This is a genomic window from Nitrospira marina (assembly GCF_059568365.1).
This window is the reverse complement of sequence record NZ_JCANTH010000001.1, coordinates 1,018,175-1,039,022: the sequence shown is the minus strand read 5'-3', so window position 1 is coordinate 1,039,022 and position 20,848 is coordinate 1,018,175. Positions and strand designations below refer to the sequence as shown.

Sequence of the window (20,848 nt, the reverse complement as noted above, 5' to 3'; positions counted from 1 at the left end):
AATCGTCTCTGAAAACAATTCCCGGTTAGAGGATATGGCATACCATAGGGGACGTCATCCGACAGGCGAATGGATCGATTAAGTGGCCGGTATCGAAACCGTTAATCGAGGCATATAGACACAGCGAGCATCATGTTGAGATTTTGTCACCAGCATACGGTTGATCGACATCGATCGTGGGGCTATTGAAAAAAGCCGCCAGCGGCGGGTTTATTTATTGGATGAGGTGACCCAGATTCGGCTCATTGCGCATTTCCCCTTTTTGGCCTCAGTTTACAGCCTTAACCGGTGTCCAAATTTATGAGACCACTACACTTGAGTGCTCACATATCTCATGGCAACATGTTACCATGGTGCCACATTCCAGGAGAGAATAGGCATGGCTTCTCATACTCCCACCAACAAAAAAATACAGGATTACCGGCGTCGGCTCAGGGCTGCAGGATTACGCCCTATTCAGATTTGGGTGCCTGACACAGGATCAGCGAATTTCGCCAAGGAAGCCCGTCGCCAATCTCTCTTGGTCAGCCTACACGAGTCTGAAAAGAAGACTCTTGATTTCATTGAAATCGTCGCCGACATGTCCCCACCCCAATGAAACACGGCCATCTTGTTATCGTATCAACACCAGAAGACCACGAAAAGCCTCGCCCCGCCGTTATTATTCAATCGGATATTTTTAATGAGACCCATGCCAGTATCTTGGTCTGTTTAATCACAAGCGATCGACTCGATGCCCTGTTGTTTCGGATTATTGTCCAACCAAAAGAAGAAACCGGTCTCAAGATAGCCTCACAAATCTTGATAGACAAAACCGTGGCTTTACGACAGGAACGCATTGCTCAGCACCTTAGGCACGTCAACGATGCAACCCTGATTCGCCTCAATCGCAGTTTAGCGTTATTTATCGGGTTAGCATCCTAACAGGAGCGTCGCGTTTCGACGGGTGTGCAAAACGGAATCTCCATCGCGAAAAGACTACTGTCATCCTGCTCCATTCGGCAACGCTCAGGACAGGAACCCGAAGGATCTGCCCGAGCGATAGTCTCGTTACCCTGGACACAGATCCTTCGCTGCGCTCAGGATGACAAGAGAGTTGGGCATCAGCGGGAATTTAAATGCCTTCGGCGAAGCAGCTACGAAGACGGAAAGCGCGTCCACCTCAGTCAAAGATGGTGCCCCACACAACAAGGAAAATTTCGGAAATTATTTGGAATGCCTTTAGTATTCATGAAGGTTAGAGTTGGCCACGTATTCATGCCACAGACTGTCGGATTATCGATCCAGCCCTGGATGTTCACCTTCTTCAGCTGTCATATCTAGCTTAGGATGCTGAGCCGGGGATTGCGATGGTCTGTCCGGAGGATCCGGGGACCATTCTCCCCCCAACGATTTATTGAGTTGTACAATCGACAACGAATGCAGACGATGAGTGGGCGTGAACTCGAGTTTGGAAACGAACAAGTCTCGTTTGATGAATTATGATTTTTTAAGCACTTGCTCTAAATGCTCGACGATTCGTAGGGCCGTCTTGCCATCCCATTTTGGGGGGATGGCCCCTTTTTTCCATTGGCCCGCTAACAATCGTGCCAGCGCCGGCGGCAGCTTGTTTGGATCAGTCCCAATGAGTTCGTTGGTTCCAATCGTAATGGTCTCTGGACGTTCCGTATTGTCACGCAACGTCAAGCACGGCACGCCCAAAACGGTGGTTTCCTCGGTAATACCTCCGGAATCGGTAATCACCCCACGAGCATGTTTCACCAGATAATTGAATTCCAAATAGCCCAGTGGGTCGATGTAGTGCAGTTGCGGCATCTGGGTATCGAGTTCACGCAGACTCTTCGCCGTACGAGGATGAACAGGGAACACCACAGGTACCCCGCATGCGCCGTCGGCAATGGCATGCAGAAGGCATAACAACTGTTGATCCCCATCGACATTCGCTGGTCGATGCAGGGTCACCACAAAATAGTTGCCTGACTCAAGCTTTAGCGATTTCCAACAGTCCGGTGGACGAAAGCGCGGCATCTGTTTGAGTAGAGTGTCAATCATCGTATTGCCCACAAAGAATATGCGGTCGTCTGTGATGCCGGATCGGCGAAGATTGTTGTTAGCCGTCTCGCTCGTGGTAAAAAACCAGTTGGTGAGAGAGTCGGTCACAACCCGATTGATCTCCTCCGGCATAGTCCAGTCGCCCGAGCGGATCCCGCCTTCAACATGCGCCACCGGCACCCCGAGCTTGCGGGCGACAATGGAGCAAGCCATGGTCGAGGTCACATCCCCAACCACTAAGCACAGGTCGCTTTTTTCCTTAAGTAACACCTTTTCATAATTGACCATGATCGCTGCCGTTTGCTCAGCCTGTGTGCCAGACCCCACTTCCAAATTGATATCAGGATCCGGGATACCGAGTTCCTCGAAGAAACTCCCTGACATGGTCCGATCATAGTGCTGGCCGGTATGGATCAGGCGGAAGCGTAAGACCCCTCCCCGCATTTCGGCCGCTTTTAGGGCGTCGATGATGGGCGCAATTTTCATGAAATTGGGCCTCGCTCCGGCGATCAGGTCGATTCGTTTCATCATGGAATCAAGAGAAAAAACAGGCACCCCATATGATGTGGCTGCCTCGCTCAGTCATGAAAGATTGTTTGGTGTGGAAGGAGAGGAGGTCTACAAGTCATATAAGCTATGCAGAGCAATTCTGTCTTCTTACGTTTTCTCACTTTTGTGATCAATTCGCGTGGAAGTGTGTAACCCTTTAATGAAATCTTCTCCCATCGACCCACGCAAGCGAGGTTCCGCGAAGATTCTCGATGAGTCCTAGCAATTAGAGCCTGGGAACAGATCCTTCGTCGTTGTTTTAGAAAGGTCGATGACTTCCTGGAAAACCCCCTGGCCACGCATTATACATCTAACGCCCAACAAATACGATCCTGGGACTTCAACATTCTCAGTTATGGCGCTTGCTTTAATGAACTGGAAATGGCGATGGTTTCATCAGAAGATTCCGGAGACCATCCTCCACCCAATGCTTTATAGAGTTGCACCATCGACACCAAATGCAGCCGATGGGTGGACGTGAGTTCGAGTTCGGACACGAACAAGTCTCGTTTAGCGATAAGCACATCAACATAACTGGTCAGGCCGCCTTTATAACGAAGGTCGGCCAGATGCAAGGCCGACCGGAGAGCCGTCACCTGTTCCTGCTGGGCTATCCGTTGAGAATCGGCCGTGCGCACCGCCACCAGGGCATCCTCCACTTCTTTGAATGCCACAAGAATGGTCTGCTCGTAGTGCGCCAACGCCTGTTTCGCCTGAGCCACTGCGGCCTCTTGTTGAAATCCCAGAATTTGCGCATTGAACAAGGGGCCGGTGAGTCCCAGGCCGGCTTGTCCAAATTGACCGGTGCCGGTCACCAAACTTGATAGTTGAGGATCCGCGGCGCCAAGAATACCCGTAATCGAGAACTTGGGAAACCGTTCCGCTTTGGCGACACCAATGCGGGCCGTGGCCGCGGCCAGTTCGTGTTCGGCTTGCATGATATCCGGGCGGCGCTGGAGCAATTCCGAAGGCAGGCCGGGCGGGACCGTTGGCGGAAAAACCTGCTCGGTGAGAATCCGGCCTCGTGGAATCCTGGAGGGGTTCCGGCCAAGAAACACACTCAGTTCGTTTTCCTTCTGTACCATTTGCCGCTCGAATTGAGCGACCCGGGCCGCCGCATTGGCCCGTTCCGACTCGAATTGGTCGGCATCGAGTTTGGAAGTGATTCCCTGTCGTAATCGCGCACGGGCAATTTTCACCGATTCTTCCCAGGAATCAAGCGTGCGTTTGGCAATATCCAATTGCATGTCGAACTGCAACAGATCCAAATACGCCGCCGCCACTCCACTGACCAACTGAAGGATGACAGCCCGTCGATTTTCTTCACGGGCAAGCAGATCGCCAAACGCCGCCTCATTTGACCGACGAATCCGGCCCCAGATATCAATCTCCCAATTCAGATTCCCGATACCAAAATAACTAAAGTTGCTCGGAAATCCCGGTCTGGCAAAACCGCCGAACTTCCCTAAGACCGGAGCATTGAGTTGCGTACTTAATTGAGGCGCAAAATCCATTCGTTCAATGAACACTCGAGCTTGAAATTCCTCGACACTGGCGGCGGCTTCCTGAAGATTTTTATTTTCCTCCAACGCCACACGAATGAGTTTTTGCAATTCCTCGTCGTGCAGTAATTCCCACCAGGGAAGATTGGCGATCGATTCCCCCTCGCTTTCGGACATGCGAAACTGGTCGGCCGTTTCAATATCAGGCCGTGAGTAGTCCGGTCCCATGGCGCAGGAAATCAGCAACACGGACGACAAAAAGAGGCCACAGACAGAACGCATGTTACGGTTCTCCATCCAAGACGGACTCGGTCAGATCCTCAGCGGGAGAGGACGCAGACCTCCTCCGCATTCGGTGAGCGAGCTTCCTGATCAGCACAAAGAACAACGGCACAAAAAAGATCGCTAATAGTGTCGCCGCCAACATTCCGCCGAAGACGCCTGTCCCGATAGATTGGCGACTGGCCGCGCCCGCGCCGGACGCAATCACCAGGGGCACCACGCCAAAAATAAATGCCATCGAAGTCATAATGATCGGTCGGAATCGAAGACGGACGGCTTCCAAGGCTGCCTCCACCAACGGCATCCCTCCCTCGTAGCGATGATTCGCAAATTCAACAATGAGAATCGCGTTTCGTGCCGCAAGGCCGATTAAGGTCACTAAGCCGATTTGAAAGTAGATATCATTGCTCAAGCCCCGCATCCACACGGCGGAGAGGGCCCCGAAGAGGCCGAACGGCACGGCAAGAATCACCGCAAAGGGCACCGACCAACTTTCATACAGCGCGGCAAGCACCAGAAACACCATCAAAAGGCCAAAGGCAAAGGCAAAGATGGACTCCGTTCCGGTCTGCCGTTCCTGATAAGAAATCCCGCTCCAATCGATATCATACCCTTGTGGGATCAGAATCTCCTGAGCCAGTCGTTCCAACGCATCAAGGGCGGCCCCTGAACTATATCCGGGAGCCGCGGCACCCAACACCGAGGCGGTATTAAATCCGTTGAAATGGGTCACCGTATCCGGCCCGCTCGTAAATTCCGTACTGACCACCGTATCAAGCGGAATCATCGTGGACCCCTTGGCATTTCGGGCACGCACATAAATTTTCGAGATATCATCCGGACTCGACCGGAACTCCGGCAACGCTTCGGTCTGCACGCGATACACCCGTCCGAACTTGATGAAGTCGTTGATGTACAAATTCCCAAAGTACGCTTGCATCGTATCGAATACCTCGGAAATGGGGACGCCAAGGGCTTTGGCTCGTTCCCGATCCACCCGGGCATACAGTCGCGGGGCCGACACGCGAAAACTTGTGCCGATCGCACCAATGGCCGGATCTTGTTGGGCCTTGTTCACAAATTGTTGCGTGATGGCGGCAAATTGTTTGAAATCTCCACCGCTGGGATCCTGTAATTGTAATGAGAATCCGCCGGTGGCCCCCAACCCGCGAATAGAAGGTGCATTAAAGGCCAGGATTAACGCTTCGGGAATCTCCGCAAATTTCTGAAAGGCTTTGCCAATCAGGGCTTTGACATGTTGGTCCGGTCGAGTGCGATCATCCCAATGGTGCAGGGGCACAAACATGGTGGCTTGATTCGCCCCGCGGGTGTTAAAGACAAAGTTCTGCCCGACAAGGGCATCAGTTGAATGAACCTCGGGCACTGAAAGAAAATAGCTTTCCACCTGCTTGAGGACTTCAATCGTGCGTTGTTTGGAGGCGCCATCCGGCAATTGAATGATCGAAATAAAGTATCCCTGATCCTCTTCAGGTAGAAAACTGGATGGAAGGGCCTTAAACAACCCGCCGCTGACAACAAGCAAGACGCCAAAGATGGCAAGGGACAGCACGGCATGCTTAAGAATCGTGCTCACCGTCCCCACATATCGATTCTGCACCCAATCGAATCCGTCATTAAATTTCTTCCAAAACCGGTTCTCCCCGTCCTGCTTCGGCTTGAGAATCAACGCACAAAGAGCCGGGCTCAACGTCAGGGCCACGATCCCGGACAGGACCACGGACAGCGTAATGGTGATGGCAAATTGCTGATAGAGTTCTCCGGTAATCCCCCCCAGAAACGCCACCGGCAGAAAGACCGCCGCCAGTACCACGACGAGCGCAATGACCGGTCCGGTCACCTCCGTCATGGCCAGCTTCGCGGCTTCCTTGGGCGGGTGTCCGTTCTGAATGTGCCTGGCCACGTTTTCCACCACCACAATGGCATCATCCACCACAATCCCGATGGACAGCACCATGCCGAACAGGGTCAAGGTATTAATCGAAAATCCCAGGCTGACCATGCCCGCAAAGGTGCCGATCAATGAAACGGGAACGGCCACGGCCGGAATTAATGTCGCACGCCAGCTTTGAAGGAAGAGGTAGACCACCAGAATAACCAGGATCAATGCTTCGCCCAGGGTCTTCACCACTTGTTGAATGCTAACCTCAATGAATCGGGTCGTATCGTACGGGATGTCGTATGAAACTCCAGCCGGAAAAATTTTCGTGAGGCTGTTCATCTCGTCCTTGATGCGTTTCATGGTTTCAAGGGCATTGGCTCCCGGGGAAAGAAATGTCAGCAGGAAGACATTCGGTTTGCCATTCCACCGTCCCTCGAGGTCGTAGGACTGCGCGCCGAGTTCGACTGTGGCCACTTCGCCCAGACGCACCATGGAGCCATCCGGATAAGCCCGGACAATCATGTCTTCGAATTCTTTGGCCTCGCTCATTCGGCCTTGGGTGATCACGGGAATGGTCATCTCAGTACCACTGGGGGCAGGCTCACGCCCGATCCGGCCGGCCGGGAAATCCCGGTTTTGCTCACGAACAACAGTCGCAATGTCGGTGGGCGTCACATCCATTTGCGCCATGCGAATGGGGTCTAAAATGAGACGCATGGAATAGTTCTGTCCTCCAAAGATCAACGCATCCCCCACGCCGGGAAGCCGTTTGATGTTGTCCACGATGCGGAGGATCGCGAAATTTGAGAGGAAGACGGTATCCTGACGAGGGTCACTGGAACTGAGCGCTACCACCGCCAGCATATCCGGAGAGACTTTTTTGACCGTGATACCCTGCCGGACAACCTCCGGCGGAAGCTGTGGCTCCGCCAGGCGTTGACGGTTTTGAGTTTGCACTTGCGCGATATCGATATCGGTCCCGATCTCAAAGGTCAATCGGATGGTCATATGGCCGTCGTTGGTGCTGGAAGAATCGTAGTACAGAAGATTATCGATCCCGGGAAGTTGCACCTCAATCGGCCGGGCCACGGCTTCGGCCACGACTTCCGCACTGGCACCGGGATAATCCGCCTCGATCTGAACCACGGGAGGGGTAATTTGCGGAAACTGCGCAATGGGAAGAATCTGAAGAGACACCAATCCCACGACCACGATCACAATGGAAATGACCGTGGCAAAGATCGGTCGGTCGATAAAAAAATGAGAACTCATGAGTTCTCCTGTGCGGTTTCAGAAGGGGTCGGATTCTCATGGCTTGGGCTTTCCGATGTGACCTCTCCATTCCGGAACGGCACGGGATTGACTTGCACTCCCGGTTGGATTCGATGAAATCCTTCGACGACGATCCGCTCTCCCGGCTGAAGGCCTTCTTCAATGAGCCACTCGCCCCCACGCCAACCGGTGGCATCCACTTCACGCACTTCGACTTTATCGTCGGATCCGATCACATTCACAAACGTGCCTTTAGGCCCCTGTTGCACCGCACGCTGAGGAATCAAAATCGCATCGGTCCGGATATATCCTTTCAACCGGATGCGGACGAATTGTCCGGGATACAAATAGGATTTACCGGGAGAAAGATCGGCCTCAGGATTGGGAAAGGCAAAACGTCCCTGCAAGGTCCCCGTCTCCGACCGGATGGCCACATCGGCAAAATCCAACTTACCTTCATGGGGATAGACACTGCCATCTGCGAACGTCATGACTCCGCGTAATTGAAAGAGATCGGGCCTTTGGACTCTGTTGGCCGCCAGTTCACGCCGTCGTCGCAACAAATAGGTTTCCGGAACCGATACATTCACATACATGGGATCCAACTGATCGATGGTGGTCAGCAGATCTGTCTGGGCAGACACCAGACGTCCTTCATAAAATCGACTTTTTGAAATACGTCCCCCGATCGGAGCGACGATCAGGGTGTTACTCAGGTCAAACCTGGACTTGACCAGATCGCCCTGCGCCGCTTCCAAAGCGGCTTTGGCGGCTAATCCTTCCGCCACGGCATCGTCCACGTCCTTTTGACTGACCGCTTGTTCTTCCAAAAGAGGTTCCACGCGAGCGAAATCCTGCCTCGCTTGTACCAGTCGAGCCTGCGCTTGTGTCACCCTGGCTTTGGCACTCAGATAAGCCGCTTTAAAGGGCACGGGGTCGATGAGATACAGCCGGTCACCTTGCTTAACATTCCTGCCTTCGGTGAAAAACACTTTCTTAATGATGCCCGTCACCTGGGACCGGATCTCCACCGGGCGAAAGGCCTCGGTTTGTCCGATGAATTCGGGTTCATCGGGCAGATCCTGGGTGGTCACCGTCACCACTTCCACCATTGGCGGTGGAGGATCTGGGGGTGAGGTCGCTCCCTGTCCACATCCCGCAAGAACAATCAGGAATAATCCGACACTCCTCCGAATCACAGCGTTCCCATTACCAAAGTGAGCTGAAACGGACCTGAGTAGGGCTGCATTCATCTGGTTGGTTCCTACCAATTCCGGTTAATTCCATTCACGGCATTCATGCCGGAATTTTCAAATTGTGCTGGTCTCTGAATGATTGGCTCATCCATAAGGGTTGTCTTTCCTTCATCTTCATTGCAGGGCATCGGCTTCTTTAAATGTGTAGACGTAAGTTCACCCCTATTATTACGGCCGAACAAAATTTTCGACGCGTTCCTTCAATCAAGGAGCTCGAATGCCGGCTTACTCAAGTCGCCCCATCCTTCCCGCACGATAATCGTTCACAGCCTGCACGAGTTCTTCATCAGTGTTCATGACAAAAGGGCCCATGCGGGCGACCGGTTCCAGAATGGGTTCTCCACTTAGCACCAACACCCTTGCCTCCTCCGTGGCCTCAAGATCCACCTGCGTCCCCTGCGGGTCACAAAGGGCCATTTCGGCCTCCCCGACTTTGTCCGATCCATTTAGGACCAACTTCCCGCTAAGGACGAACAGGCCGGTATTATATCCAACCGGAAGACGTAACTCAGCCCGGTGTCCGGCGAGCAAACTCAGATCATACAGGTGCACGGGCGTGAACGTCCTGGCCGGCCCTTTGAGGCCCTCATATTCCCCCGCGATCACCCGGATCACACCGCCTGGCCCACCCAGATTGGATTGCGGAATGTCCTCATTGAGCACGGTCTGGTAGCGGGGTGCGCCCATCTTTAATGACTGGGGAAGATTGACCCAAAGTTGAATCATTTGGAGCGTGCCGCCCTCCCTGGCCCAGGCTTGTTCATGAAGCTCTTCATGCACCACTCCAGAAGCCGCCGTCATCCATTGCACATCACCCGGTCCGATGGTTCCTCCGTTTCCCGCCGAATCCCGATGCGCGACTTTTCCCTGATAGACGATGGTCACGGTCTCAAACCCACGATGAGGATGCTCCCCGCCCCCCCGCCGTTGATTCGTCGGAGGGAACGATGCCGGACCCGCATAATCCAGGAGCAGAAAGGGACTGATTTCTTCGGTCAGATTTTGGCTTGGAAAGATATTTCGTACCGGAAAGCCATCCCCCACCATATGAGCGGACCCGGGTTTGTAGATTCCTGTGACTGATTTCAATTGCGCCATCGTGGACTCCTTTCTTCAGCACGTTCCCTCGACTTCTTTTTTTGAAGAACGAGTGATTTCCTCAACGTAGGACCGGGTCAGACAACCGGAAGAGAGGAAACTCGCGCCCTGCTGAAAGACCCGTTTCAAAAATGCTTTCCCTTCCTGATCCAAATACGTCACTCCTCGCAGATCCAGTCGACGTGATCGACCCGGATTCTCAGCGCATGTCACCTGCCAACACCGTTCGGCTTCAATAACGGTAGGTCCGGCAAGCCGGCCTTCCAACTGCAGGGTGATCGTTGTGTCTTCTACGTGAGCGGTAACTCGGAGCATGACCTCATTCCTTATCAAAACCGTTGAGAACAGGAACCCTGATTCCCATGGGCCACCACAGTCCTTCGGGGCCGAACAACCTGTGGTGACCAATGTGGAAGAAAACGGATTGTGCTATTCGCCTAACTCGCTAATGTCCGTTTCAAATATTGCAACCCAAAAAGGGAATAATATGCCTTCCTCTTCCGTGACACGCCTCTTGTCATCCGTGATAAAAATCTTCCCGAATGATTTTTCCATCCTTCCAGGTTTGCACGGCCACCTGCTGCATCTTCACCCGATTTCCGCCTTTGAAGGTCAGGTCAAACGTCCATTCCACCGCAGCATGATCCCCGTCAACGATGACCCGTCCAGTCTTTGCCCCATGAAATTCCTGAACATTATCTAAAAACTTTTGTTCATATTCTCGATTAGCCGCTTTGCCGACGCGCTCGTCCTTTAGGTTTTCGCTCATCACGACGTTGTCGGCGTAATACTTGTCAAATGTCTCCAAAAGTTTCCCGGCCAAAACCCCATCGATCACGGCTTGAACCTGTTGTTGAGTACTCATAAGAATTTCTCCTTTCAATGAATAAAAATTTACCCTTCACACCTCGAACTGAAACATCGACCAATTCATCCAACATCATTCCTATCATGACCCGATAGGAATGAGTGCCCCATTCAGAGCCTCAGCCTCATCAGAGGCGAGAAACACAAGAAGCGCGGCAATGGCTTCGGGCTTTACCCATTCGTTGGGATCGGCGTCAGCCATGCTTTCTCGATTGGCCGGGGTATCAATAGTGGAAGGCAGCACTCCGTTCACCTTCACCCCTGAACCAGCTAACTCAAGAGCCAGCACTTTGATCAGCGCAAGAAGGCCGGACTTAGAGACAATGTACGCCCCGGCTCCAGGAAATGGATCAACAGCGGCCTGAGCGGCCATATGAATGATCCGACCAGAACCTTGCTTTGACATAACGCGAGTCGCCTCCCTCGACAGCAAAAATGCCGACGTCAAATTAAGGGATACCATTCTGGACCACAGGGATACTTCCGTCTCCGCAAGGCCACCCATGGCAACCCCCCCAACTAGATTAATCAAACAATCAATGCGTGTAGTTTTTTGTACGGCCTCCTTCATCAGTCGCTGAACCTCAGCCTCATCGGTGACATCCGCTGAAATGCCCAGCAGCCCTTCCGGAAGCTTCTCGGGAAGTTCCCGACCCACCACCACCACCTTGGCACCCGCTTGGGAGAACTTCTCGGTCACCGTCTGACCCAAGCCACCCAAGGCCCCTGTGATCATGACAACTTTTCCATTCAGGGATATCATCATTCGGCTCCTTCGTTGTCTCTTTGCCATTTTCTCATCCCACGATTCCCCGTCTCAAAAGGCGGGCCCGATCCTCACCACCCGGCAAGAGATCGAGCCACCTCATACTAACATTCGACTCGTTACCCGCGGGTTTTCCCTTTGGCATGAATGTTTTTTTCGTCATGCGAAGCACGATGAAGGTCGATCACCGTGCCGCCTTCATTCACTTCAACCGTGACCATGGCGCCCTCCTCAATGGGCTTGGTTTTGATTTCCAGCCGAGTAAGGGGAAAGACCTTTTCTCCATCAGATGTCTGCAATTTAATTTCTTTATTCATTTTCCCCATGTACACCAACTTCCCCGTGTAGAACTGATGGATGCCTTCCTCGCCTTTGGGATGCGCCTCTATGACCGCGTTGTTCTCATCCAGCACCAAGGTCACTTCATCTCCCACCTTGGGGACCGCGTGGCCATGCCGATGAGAAGCATTTTCGGTCAGAGAATAGGCGCCCGTGGGCGTTTTGACGGTGAGAATAGCGCCTTTCTCCGTTGTCACGACTCCAGTGACCTGCTTGTGGCCATGACTGACCCCCTTAGAGTCCGCGTGCCCAATACCGGACATGAGAAGAAACATGCCCATCACTGCTGATAACACAATCATGTGGAAATTCATTGTACGGTTCATCACTTCCTCCTTTATGGTTAATGAGAGATTCCTGCTTCTATCCTGATGGAGTTTTCCAATTTTCATGTCTTGACTCCTTTCCGTAAAATTATTCATTTCTTATGAGTATGATTAGTCCTATACCACTCAGGCTGCCGCAGTTCGACGAGTCCCATCAGCGTGGGTTGATTCCTGCCGTGCAAGCCATCTTCCAATCACCTGATCGACCGACCATTTCCCGCCGCCTGTCACCATTAACGAAAGACCCATGCCAATGACGAGGAGGTGATACTCAAATCCTTCACCGGCCTGTTGACCAAACCAGTTCATAAAAAACCCGTTTGACCAGTGCACCGTCGCAATTGCACCTAGCATGATGATGCCCAAACTCACGGCTGTGAACCGCGTCATGAATCCGGCTGCCAGTGCAAGGGCGCCAACCGATTCTCCCATGATGACCAGAAAGGCAATCAGCCATGGCAACCCCATTTGTTCCGTAAAGAATCCCATCGTGCCCTCAAACCCGTTTCCTCCATACCATCCCAGTAGCTTCTGAGCGCCGTGAGGAAAAATGACCAAGGCCAGCATCACTCTCAAGATAACCGGCGCCCACCGCTCTTCTGTTTGAAATAATGTTTTCATGGCTTGCTCTCCTTTGTGAATGAATAAATGTGATTGTTTTATCGTTGTGTATTCTCACCAAAGCTTTGTTGAACTCTTACCCTTTACATATGGCAAGAGCCGTTCCAACTTGCCGGATGAAAAAATACTCACATAACTTATTGAATGAATGCGTTTTTTAAGGGAGGCTCTGGTGACTCAGCAGATGTGTGTCGAAACAAAAAATGACGATATATCGACTCGTGTCGAGGGAACGTCAAGACGGCAAGGACAAAATGGTGGATGTACGCCCGGCACGATCCATTTTCAACATTGATACAAGAAGTAACAAACCCAGCCGCTGTACACTGATGAGGATTTGTCCGCTGCTTGCCATGACGATCTGCCGAAAAGGGCGGGTACGATTCCGGAGTTCATTTCTTGAATGAAATGTATGCGTAATTGTCCATTTGCAAATTGATGTTCACTGTTGCGGCAGACACCGCAATCTTTACATCCGGAGCGATGTCGCTCGTGGCATACCCGTGGTGGGCCGCCGCTTGTCCGCAGACGTAAATATCAACCCCTGCTTTTTTTAACTCTCGAATTAATGCCAGATCCGGATTCTGCGTTTTCCCCAAATCTTTCACGTAAGAATTGGCATGTTTGGCATAGGCTTCGTGCGTCAGAGCCGCCTTGGTGGCTGCCCCGTGCAGGATGACAGCCATTTTGAAACCATGTTCGATCCCTGCAGATGCTTGGGTATATTGATTGAGGATCAATGCCGCCCGATCGAATCCCTGGAGCACACCACCCGATCTTTCATCGGAGGTAAGGTCAATGATCACTTTTGAGTTCTTCTGTGGAGGAAGCGCGGCGTCGGGTAATGCCACGATTCCCCCATGGTCTTTAATGACAGGATGTTTATATTCGGGATTTCCGATAGGATCGGCAAAAACGGGGGTGGCCACCACCAATGCTAAGATGCTCAGGAGAATAATTTTCATAGAATATTTCCTTTGTGAATGAAGTGTTGGTATTCATCGTGGAATGTTGGCCTTTAACATTCCCACCATACCACTGCATGCTGTCGTCAAAACTATCTAAAACCCTTGAGTGATGGGCGAAAATCCGACTAAAGGAGAAGACATGCGGCAGGTTCAAACCAAAGTTCTGCTACACACGAAATGAGGGAATGGTTTAGATGGTCGAAACCCGATTAACGAAATTTCGAATCGTAACTGAGAAAAAAACAAATAATAAGAAGCGCTGAGTTGTGAAAAAGGCAGGTGTTATCGAACCGGCAAGGCGTGAATGTGAAGAAGAGCAATACCGGATTAGGGCACCAACAGCATCATCATGACCCCAATAAACATTTCTTGTCATGATCATCCTCGGAGTAAAATCTGGCCTCGATGGTATTTCCCTCAGGATCGGAAAAATAGATCGAGGTCCCGGTTCCCCGGGCCCCCCACCGTTGAACAGGCCCTTCGCTGATAGCAATCTTTTGTTCACGAAGTCGACCATGTAAGTCCTCCCAATCTTTTTTGGTGAGTGAAAGGCAAAAGTGGTTCAGGTTGCTGAAGCCTTTCCCTGCTGAAATTTTTTGCTCCCATAATTTCTTGGGAAATAAATCGATCACGGTATCCTGATTGATGCGAACGGAAGGAAACGGTGCGTGTCCGGAACGATAGTCTTCGAGGCGCTCTGCCGGTAGCATCAGAATTCTTGTGTAGAAATCGACTATGGTTTCATCATCTTCGATGTTCAAAACAATGTGATCCAGAAATCCTTGCATAGACATTCTCCACGGTTGGCTACACCCCATTAGGACGGGCGGGAGATACCAAGTTTTTTCATTTTAGAGATCAATGTGGTGCGCTTCATGCCCAGGCGTGTCGCCGTGCCTGAAGGCCCGCCGATCACCCATTTGGTTTCCTGCAGAGCACGGAGGATGTGATCCCGTTCGGCTCCTTCTAATGTTGTTATGGGCTGGGTCGACCGCTGAAGGCTGGCTTTGAGGTCCAATAATGGCACAGCCAGCTCGGACCCCTGGGAAAGAATCACCGCGCGCTCAATCAGATTTTCCAGTTCGCGAATATTCCCCGGCCAGGGATAGCCTGCCAGACGTTCCATCGCCTTGGCGGGAATTCTCTCAATGGGCTTTTTCATTTTGGTGGCATACCGCTGGGCAAAATACCGAACGAGAATCGGGATATCCTCCTGCCGTTCGCGAAGGGGTGGAACCGTGATGGGAAAGACATTCAACCGGTAATACAAGTCACTGCGAAACTCTCCGGCTTCCACCATCTGCATTAAATCGCGGTTGGTGGCCGCGACCAGTCGAACATCCACACGGATCGTGCGCGTCCCACCCAATCGTTCAAACTCCTGTTCCTGAAGCACCCGAAGCATCTTGGATTGCAACTCTAATGGCACTTCCCCGATTTCGTCCAAAAAAATGGTTCCGCGATGGGCAAGTTCAAAGCGACCCACTTTTTGAGAAATGGCTCCTGTAAAGGCACCCTTCTCGTGACCGAACAGTTCGCTTTCCAACAGACCCGTAGGAATGGCCGCACAGTTAATTTTCACAAAGGCCTGGTCTTTTCGCGTGCTGAGTTGGTGGAGAGCTCGGGCAATGAGTTCCTTGCCTGTACCCGTCTCACCCAAAATCAGCACGGTCGAATCGGTCGGAGCCACAATACCAAGTTGTTGGAGGACATGCTTTATTCCACGACTCTCCCCGACAATGTCCTCGAAGTTGGCTTCTGTCCGAATTTCATCCCGGAGATAGACATTCTCCTTTTCCAACTTTTCTTTTAATTCGGTAATTTCCCGATAGACAAGAGCATTATCTAGGGCAATCGCCACTTGTCCGGCGACCTGCGTCAGCAGGTCGGCATCCGCCGTGGAAAAGGCTGAAGGACGGGTGCTCCCGACATTCAACGTCCCCAAGACCCGATCGGGCAGCATGAGTGGCACACAGCATCCGAATTTCACACCCTCTGCGATCAACTGTCGGGCGGTGACGGAATGAAATTGCTGCAGATCGGCTTCATCCCAACACACCGTTTTTCGTGATCGAAATGCTTCTCCGGCCGGCGTGTCATCAAGCGCAATGGAATGGCTTCCCCCCAACAAGCCTTTCCCTGAAGGGAAATTCAGCACCTGTCGATGGAAGTCCTTCGCATCGGGATTATAGAAATATAAGCTGGTGGCTTCATGCGGAATCACCCGTCGCAAGGACGTGACCGTGGTCGAAAACAAATCCCCAAGTTCCAGCTTCGACACGATGGCATTGTTCACCTCCAACAAAACCTGCAGACGATCCCGCTCGCGGCACAGTTCCTTTTGATGCAGGACATTGTCCACCGCAACCGCCACTTGCCTGGCGACCTGCAGCAGAAACGTCAACTCCGACTCCTTATAGGTGTCCTTTTCAACACTCGCGAAGTCGAGTGATCCCAGACGGCGTACGGCTGTGGTCAGCGGGACGGTACATAACGACTGCACGCCGTCTTCAAGCATTAAGGGAAGCACCATTGGAAACCGGGAATCCTGAGTCAGGTCGGAAATAATCAATGGCTGCTGAGCCTGCCACACCCAGCCACTCGGATGGGCATCCAAAGCCCACTCTTTCCCGCCCTGAATATCCGCAGGAATATTGGCCTGAATAATATAATCCTGAATAGTGTTCCGCTCGGGCCGATGGAGGGCCAGCCCGATGAAATTAAGGGGAACGATACCGGGAAGGCGATGAGCCAGGTCCTGTATCAGGTTGGTGAGATCCCGGTGAACCGCGATCGCCTCGGAGACCTCGAGCAGGGCTTGATAGCGCGACGATTGATCTCCCAAAACCGGCTGAGTACGTTTATCCATAGGGGTACAGTATCGCCGATTTCCCCTAACAAAACAAAGCGATCTTCCCCTTTGTGCCTCAGTTCGTCAAACTTTAGAAGGCGAGGCAAATGTGATCCCGATATCCTGGACCTCACGGTAGGGAAGGAGCCAGACCAACGATTCATCATGCAGATCTCCGACCTGGATCCGATTACCCCAGGGATCCCGGAAATCACATCGAAAATCCGGATGGACCTCCAGTCCGTATTTTTTGGTGATTTTTTCCCGAACTTCCTTCACCTGGGCGGCATCCCGGACCATAATGCCGAAATGCTTGGTGCGATCCGGTTGAAGGGTTTTAACTTCGAAGATTGCCAAAAACTGATGCTCACCCATTTTGCACCAGGCAGCCCCCTCACCGCCTCGTAGCATCTCAAGATTGAAGACATCCGCATAAAACTCGACGGCTTTCTGCGCATCGTCAACTTCAATCACTACATGATTCACTCCATAGACTTGTACCGGCATTTGAGTTTCTCCTTCTATTATGGGATGGCAAAATTTTTGAAAGATACAATAGGCCCATTACTTTTTTGTAATGATGACCCGTTCATTGGATGCCGGAATATCCTGCATGTGGCTTTCGCCAAAACCGGCATGGCGGAACATACGGTCATATTCACTGAAGACATAGGCATCCCCGGCGGGAGTGGTGGCCAACATAATCAAGCAGAACTCCGCCATCGGCCCCGGAGAAATGCGATCTTCATTAGGAATAAATTCCACCGTAATGACAAATCCCCCGGCCTTGAGCGAGCCATAAACCTTATTCAAAAAGGTGTCACAAGTAGCAACATCGAAATGGTGTAAAAAATTCGTGAGAAGGATCACGTCATAGTCTTTCTCAAATTCCACATCAAAAGCACTCCCCGGCAATTCCTGGAAACGCTTGGCAATCCCGGCTGCGTGAGCATTCTCTCTGGCAACCGTCAATACATTGGGCCAGTCCTGAGCGGTAATGTCAGCCTCTGATAATTTGCGACCGATTTCGATGCCGAACACTCCATGACCGGCTGCCACATCCAGGACCTTGCGGGTATCGGGCGCATTCTCTTTCACCCAGGAAGCAACCCACTCCGCCGGACCTTTCATCAATGGCACCATGGAACGGGCAAAGGTCACCCATTCCGGATGTTCCGGCGCCAGGGTTCCTTTCTCTCCGACCACTGTTCCCCCTTTTCGTACGGCAGCAGTGAGCTGTTTGAATCCTTCCACGAGAGGAGATGACAACAGAAAATTCAGAGTCGGCCCTAAAAAGGCAGGCGACGTCTTCGTTAAAAATAATTCGGAATCAGGAGTCAACTGAAATTCTTCCCCCTGTTTGGTCAGAAACCCTCCCACTGTCAGATAATCTCCCAACATTCTCAGCCCTCGTTCAGAACCTCCACATCGGTGAGCTAAGGCTTTTGGGGTGCGATGGCCTTCGGCGATGGCTGAAAACAGTTCCAGCTCGATGGCGGATTTCAGGGCTGCCGGGCGCATATGCCCATTGACGGTTTGAAAAAATAATTGAGGTGAAGGGCCTTCAGTGGGTTTAGTTGTTGCCATGATATGCTCCTATCTTTGAAACTATCTTCTTAATAAGGGTCTTGCAGGTAAAGTGTGATTTAACATATCTGACAACGCTTGAGATCACGTTTACAGGCGTTTAAGTGTCTGCACATTCCTCCCCTTTGTAAGGGGTTTCATTCCGAAGAGGAATGAAAGGTGGGGTAGAGATTCAGCCCTGTGCCAATTTAAGTGCCAAAAGCCATTTAGGCAAGGGCATCTGGCCTTTCTACCTCCCCTTGTCTTTGTTCCTCTTCGTAACAAAGCCTTACAAAGGAGGGGGATTCCTCGGAAATTCCCGTTGCTCAAACAACCCGCACGATTTGCTTAAGAGCTCTCCTATAATAAATGCGTGGGATTTGCCATGCTCCCTCAAATTGCCCTGGGTTCCAGAGCTAAATGCACCCTTCCGTACGACGACGAACAACAACTGGGAAAAGATTACAACACCAGAGGTTTTATCGGCGCCAGCACCAATGTCGGGTCATGCTTCCAATCCACCTCCGGCGCATCGACATAGAGTTCCACTTCGTTCCCATCGGGATCATGCAGATAGAGGCTTTGGCTGACCGTGTGATCACTCATCCCTCCAATCGTGATACCGGCCCGATCAAGATCCTGCTTGGCAGCTCGAAGTTCATCCAGACTCTCCCCGACTTTAATACCAATGTGATAGAGGCCACGCCTCCTTCCTGAAGGCGGTCCCGGAACATCGCCGACTTCAATTAACAACAGTTCATGATGAGTCCGGCCGGAAGAAAGCGCCGCCGCTTTCCCTGCGAAAATCTTTCCGACTTCCTGAAACCCCACCACATCACGATAGAATATCAAAGACTGTTCGAGATCTTTGACGTAAAACACCACATGTCCTAAATATTGAGCTTTCATCACAGGGTTCCCTCCCTTCTCTCCCAACATACTCTTCACAAGATATCTGTCTTTCCCTCATGCATGGTCTTCGCAAAAAACATTCCTTACCTTGCCAGTCTTTCGACATTTGATTTCCTTTGTTTTCTTTAGGAAAACCATCCGGTTTTGTGTGAGAGAAGATAATCGGTGACAACAACAGTGGCGGTATATCGCCACCTGACGAATAGTCAACATGCGTAATATTCTTATGTTCCTTTTAATCCCGCACCACAAGTGCTCTAAACCCCGACAACTTCCAGCGTGGCTAACACAATTTGTATGTATTCAGTCCCCTCCGTATCCTCTATCGTAAAATGACACCTAAAACAAATTAAAATTTTTACGAAGGAGAATCTTATGGCTACAATCCCAACACAAGACCCGAGAGAATATCGCCCCGCGGCGATAAGGCGAATCTCATGGGCCGCAATTTTTGCGGGAATCATTGTCGTTCTGGTGGTTCAACTCACACTGAGCCTTTTTGGTATCGGAATAGGTGCAAGTACCATTGACCCCTTGAACGGAGAGACGCCGTCCGCATCATCCTTCAGTCTCGGGGCGGCCATCTGGTGGGTCGTTGTCAGCATAATTGCCCTCTTTGCCGGAGGCTGGGTCGCGGGGCGCCTTGCAGGCATGCCGCAAGAAACCGATGGATTGCTACACGGGTTTATTACCTGGGGGGCGGCAACTCTCGTGGCCATATATTTTCTCACCAGTGCGGCCGGTAGTATTCTCACCGGCAGTTTTGGAGTCATGGGCGATGCTCTTGCCGCCACAGGTCAAGGCATGGCGGCAGTCGCTCCTAATCTAACCGGCCTCGCCACAAAGCAACTCGAAGATGCCGACATGACGTGGAAGGACATACAACAAGAAGCACAGCTACTCCTTCGCCAAACGGGAAAAGAGAAGCTGCAACCTCAGGCCCTTGAGAACAGGGCAAAAAATTCTTCTGAGAATATAAAGGAATCGGTTCAAACAACAGCAGCCAACCCGCACCAAACTGATGAGGAGTTGATATCCCAACTTGAACGGACGATTAGAAGGGGAAAGAACGCCGCTTCGGAAATCGACAAGGATGCCCTTACCAACGTGTTGGTTGCGCGAACGAACATGAGTCAGCAGGAAGCAGAACAGACGGTAAATAGTTGGGTGAGTACCTACGAGACCGCCACAACAAAGTACAACGAGCTCAAGGGTCAAGCTAAGGAACAGGCTCTTGAGGCCGCCAACGCCACGGCTAAAGCCGTGTCCCAGGCGTCCATTTGGACATTTATTGCCTTGGTTTTTGGAGCGTCTGCAGCAGGAATAGGTGGAATGGTCGGTGCCCCAAAGGATCTCGTGGAACCAGGTCCCACTACACGATTATAAGAAAAATAAAGACCATCCTCAGCCAATCCACAGACGTTGAATGGCGATGCATCTTGTGTGGAGATGAGGAAGGTCTGAGGGCCCCATTGAACCGATTCCACGGTTTGGATCCCGTTGGAGAAGACCGAATTACAAAGTCTCTTGATTTTTAGGACAAGAGAAATACTTCAGACGCTTTCCTGAGGATCTTACTACGATAAAGTGCGGAAGGATGAGCGACGAGATGCCGGAGGATATCTGTCCTCCGGCTGACCGTATAGTTTTTCCGTGCTCAACTTAGAGGTGCCGATAACCGTTTTTAACCGATATGATTGAGAGAGGAGTTTTTTTCTCAA

General features: G+C 51.6%; 19 protein-coding genes. 3 read left to right on the top strand and 16 right to left on the bottom strand.

The genetic code is table 11. From position 1 onward, the window contains the following. Positions 1–379 precede the first annotated feature (379 nt). Together LX98_RS04340 and LX98_RS04335 are read left to right on the top strand one after the other, a co-directional pair. On the top strand, positions 380–598 hold the full coding sequence (locus tag LX98_RS04340) for an antitoxin MazE-like protein (protein ID WP_496427727.1): 219 nt from the start codon (positions 380–382) through the stop codon (positions 596–598). After that, positions 595–924: a type II toxin-antitoxin system PemK/MazF family toxin gene (locus LX98_RS04335; RefSeq protein ID WP_496427726.1), complete on the top strand. Its 330-nt coding sequence runs from the start codon at positions 595–597 to the stop codon at positions 922–924. Before LX98_RS04340 ends, LX98_RS04335 begins: the two co-directional genes overlap by 4 nt. Positions 925–1,479: 555 nt before the next feature. On the opposite strand, the gene wecB is transcribed toward LX98_RS04335, so the two are convergent. The 16 genes from wecB to LX98_RS04255 all read right to left on the bottom strand — a co-directional run bounded on the left by wecB (position 1,480) and on the right by LX98_RS04255 (position 19,124). Beyond that, a complete protein-coding gene (gene wecB / locus LX98_RS04330) occupies positions 1,480–2,580 on the bottom strand; it encodes a non-hydrolyzing UDP-N-acetylglucosamine 2-epimerase (RefSeq protein ID WP_496430564.1) in 1,101 nt (366 codons plus the stop codon). A 374-nt stretch (positions 2,581–2,954) separates the two neighbouring features. Beyond that, the gene (locus LX98_RS04325; RefSeq protein WP_496427725.1) at positions 2,955–4,385 is read right to left on the bottom strand and encodes an efflux transporter outer membrane subunit; all 1,431 of its coding nucleotides are present in this window, start codon (positions 4,383–4,385) and stop codon (positions 2,955–2,957) included. Position 4,386: 1 nt separating this feature from the next. Continuing rightward, entirely contained in the window at positions 4,387–7,557 is a 3,171-nt protein-coding gene (locus LX98_RS04320; RefSeq protein WP_496427724.1) for a multidrug efflux RND transporter permease subunit, read from the bottom strand. Further along, positions 7,554–8,810, bottom strand: a complete 1,257-nt coding sequence (locus LX98_RS04315; RefSeq protein ID WP_496427723.1) for an efflux RND transporter periplasmic adaptor subunit — start codon at positions 8,808–8,810, stop codon at positions 7,554–7,556. Before LX98_RS04315 ends, LX98_RS04320 begins: the two co-directional genes overlap by 4 nt. Positions 8,811–9,038: 228 nt before the next feature. Beyond that, positions 9,039–9,902 carry a pirin family protein gene (locus LX98_RS04310; protein ID WP_496430563.1) on the bottom strand — a complete coding sequence of 288 codons (864 nt, stop codon included), beginning with the start codon at positions 9,900–9,902 and terminating at the stop codon, positions 9,039–9,041. A gap of 24 nt (positions 9,903–9,926) precedes the next feature. Further along, positions 9,927–10,226: a hypothetical protein gene (locus LX98_RS04305; RefSeq protein WP_496427722.1), complete on the bottom strand. Its 300-nt coding sequence runs from the start codon at positions 10,224–10,226 to the stop codon at positions 9,927–9,929. Positions 10,227–10,428: 202 nt separating this feature from the next. Further along, positions 10,429–10,776 (bottom strand): SnoaL-like domain-containing protein, encoded by a 348-nt coding sequence (locus LX98_RS04300; RefSeq protein ID WP_496427721.1) that lies wholly within the window; start codon positions 10,774–10,776, stop codon positions 10,429–10,431. 84 nt (positions 10,777–10,860) lie between these two features. Then, positions 10,861–11,544: an SDR family NAD(P)-dependent oxidoreductase gene (locus LX98_RS04295; RefSeq protein WP_496427720.1), complete on the bottom strand. Its 684-nt coding sequence runs from the start codon at positions 11,542–11,544 to the stop codon at positions 10,861–10,863. Positions 11,545–11,663: 119 nt separating this feature from the next. Continuing rightward, complete coding sequence (locus LX98_RS04290; RefSeq protein ID WP_496427719.1) at positions 11,664–12,209, bottom strand: hypothetical protein; 546 nt, start codon at positions 12,207–12,209, stop codon at positions 11,664–11,666. A gap of 126 nt (positions 12,210–12,335) precedes the next feature. Further along, positions 12,336–12,830 carry a DoxX family membrane protein gene (locus LX98_RS04285; RefSeq protein WP_496427718.1) on the bottom strand — a complete coding sequence of 165 codons (495 nt, stop codon included), beginning with the start codon at positions 12,828–12,830 and terminating at the stop codon, positions 12,336–12,338. 392 nt (positions 12,831–13,222) lie between these two features. Continuing rightward, the gene (locus tag LX98_RS04280; RefSeq protein WP_496427717.1) at positions 13,223–13,795 is read right to left on the bottom strand and encodes a DsrE family protein; all 573 of its coding nucleotides are present in this window, start codon (positions 13,793–13,795) and stop codon (positions 13,223–13,225) included. 350 nt (positions 13,796–14,145) lie between these two features. After that, positions 14,146–14,586: a VOC family protein gene (locus tag LX98_RS04275; RefSeq protein WP_496427716.1), complete on the bottom strand. Its 441-nt coding sequence runs from the start codon at positions 14,584–14,586 to the stop codon at positions 14,146–14,148. A 29-nt stretch (positions 14,587–14,615) separates the two neighbouring features. Then, a complete protein-coding gene (locus LX98_RS04270) occupies positions 14,616–16,667 on the bottom strand; it encodes a sigma 54-interacting transcriptional regulator (protein WP_496427715.1) in 2,052 nt (683 codons plus the stop codon). Between the two features lie 66 nt (positions 16,668–16,733). Then, positions 16,734–17,156 carry a VOC family protein gene (locus LX98_RS04265; RefSeq protein WP_496427714.1) on the bottom strand — a complete coding sequence of 141 codons (423 nt, stop codon included), beginning with the start codon at positions 17,154–17,156 and terminating at the stop codon, positions 16,734–16,736. Positions 17,157–17,213: 57 nt separating this feature from the next. Continuing rightward, positions 17,214–18,236 carry a methyltransferase gene (locus tag LX98_RS04260; RefSeq protein WP_496427713.1) on the bottom strand — a complete coding sequence of 341 codons (1,023 nt, stop codon included), beginning with the start codon at positions 18,234–18,236 and terminating at the stop codon, positions 17,214–17,216. Between the two features lie 441 nt (positions 18,237–18,677). Next, complete coding sequence (locus tag LX98_RS04255; protein WP_496430562.1) at positions 18,678–19,124, bottom strand: VOC family protein; 447 nt, start codon at positions 19,122–19,124, stop codon at positions 18,678–18,680. A 378-nt stretch (positions 19,125–19,502) separates the two neighbouring features. On the opposite strand from LX98_RS04255, the gene LX98_RS04250 reads away from it, so the two are divergent. Beyond that, positions 19,503–20,513: a TIGR04086 family membrane protein gene (locus LX98_RS04250; protein WP_496427712.1), complete on the top strand. Its 1,011-nt coding sequence runs from the start codon at positions 19,503–19,505 to the stop codon at positions 20,511–20,513. The last annotated feature ends 335 nt before the right edge of the window (positions 20,514–20,848 follow it).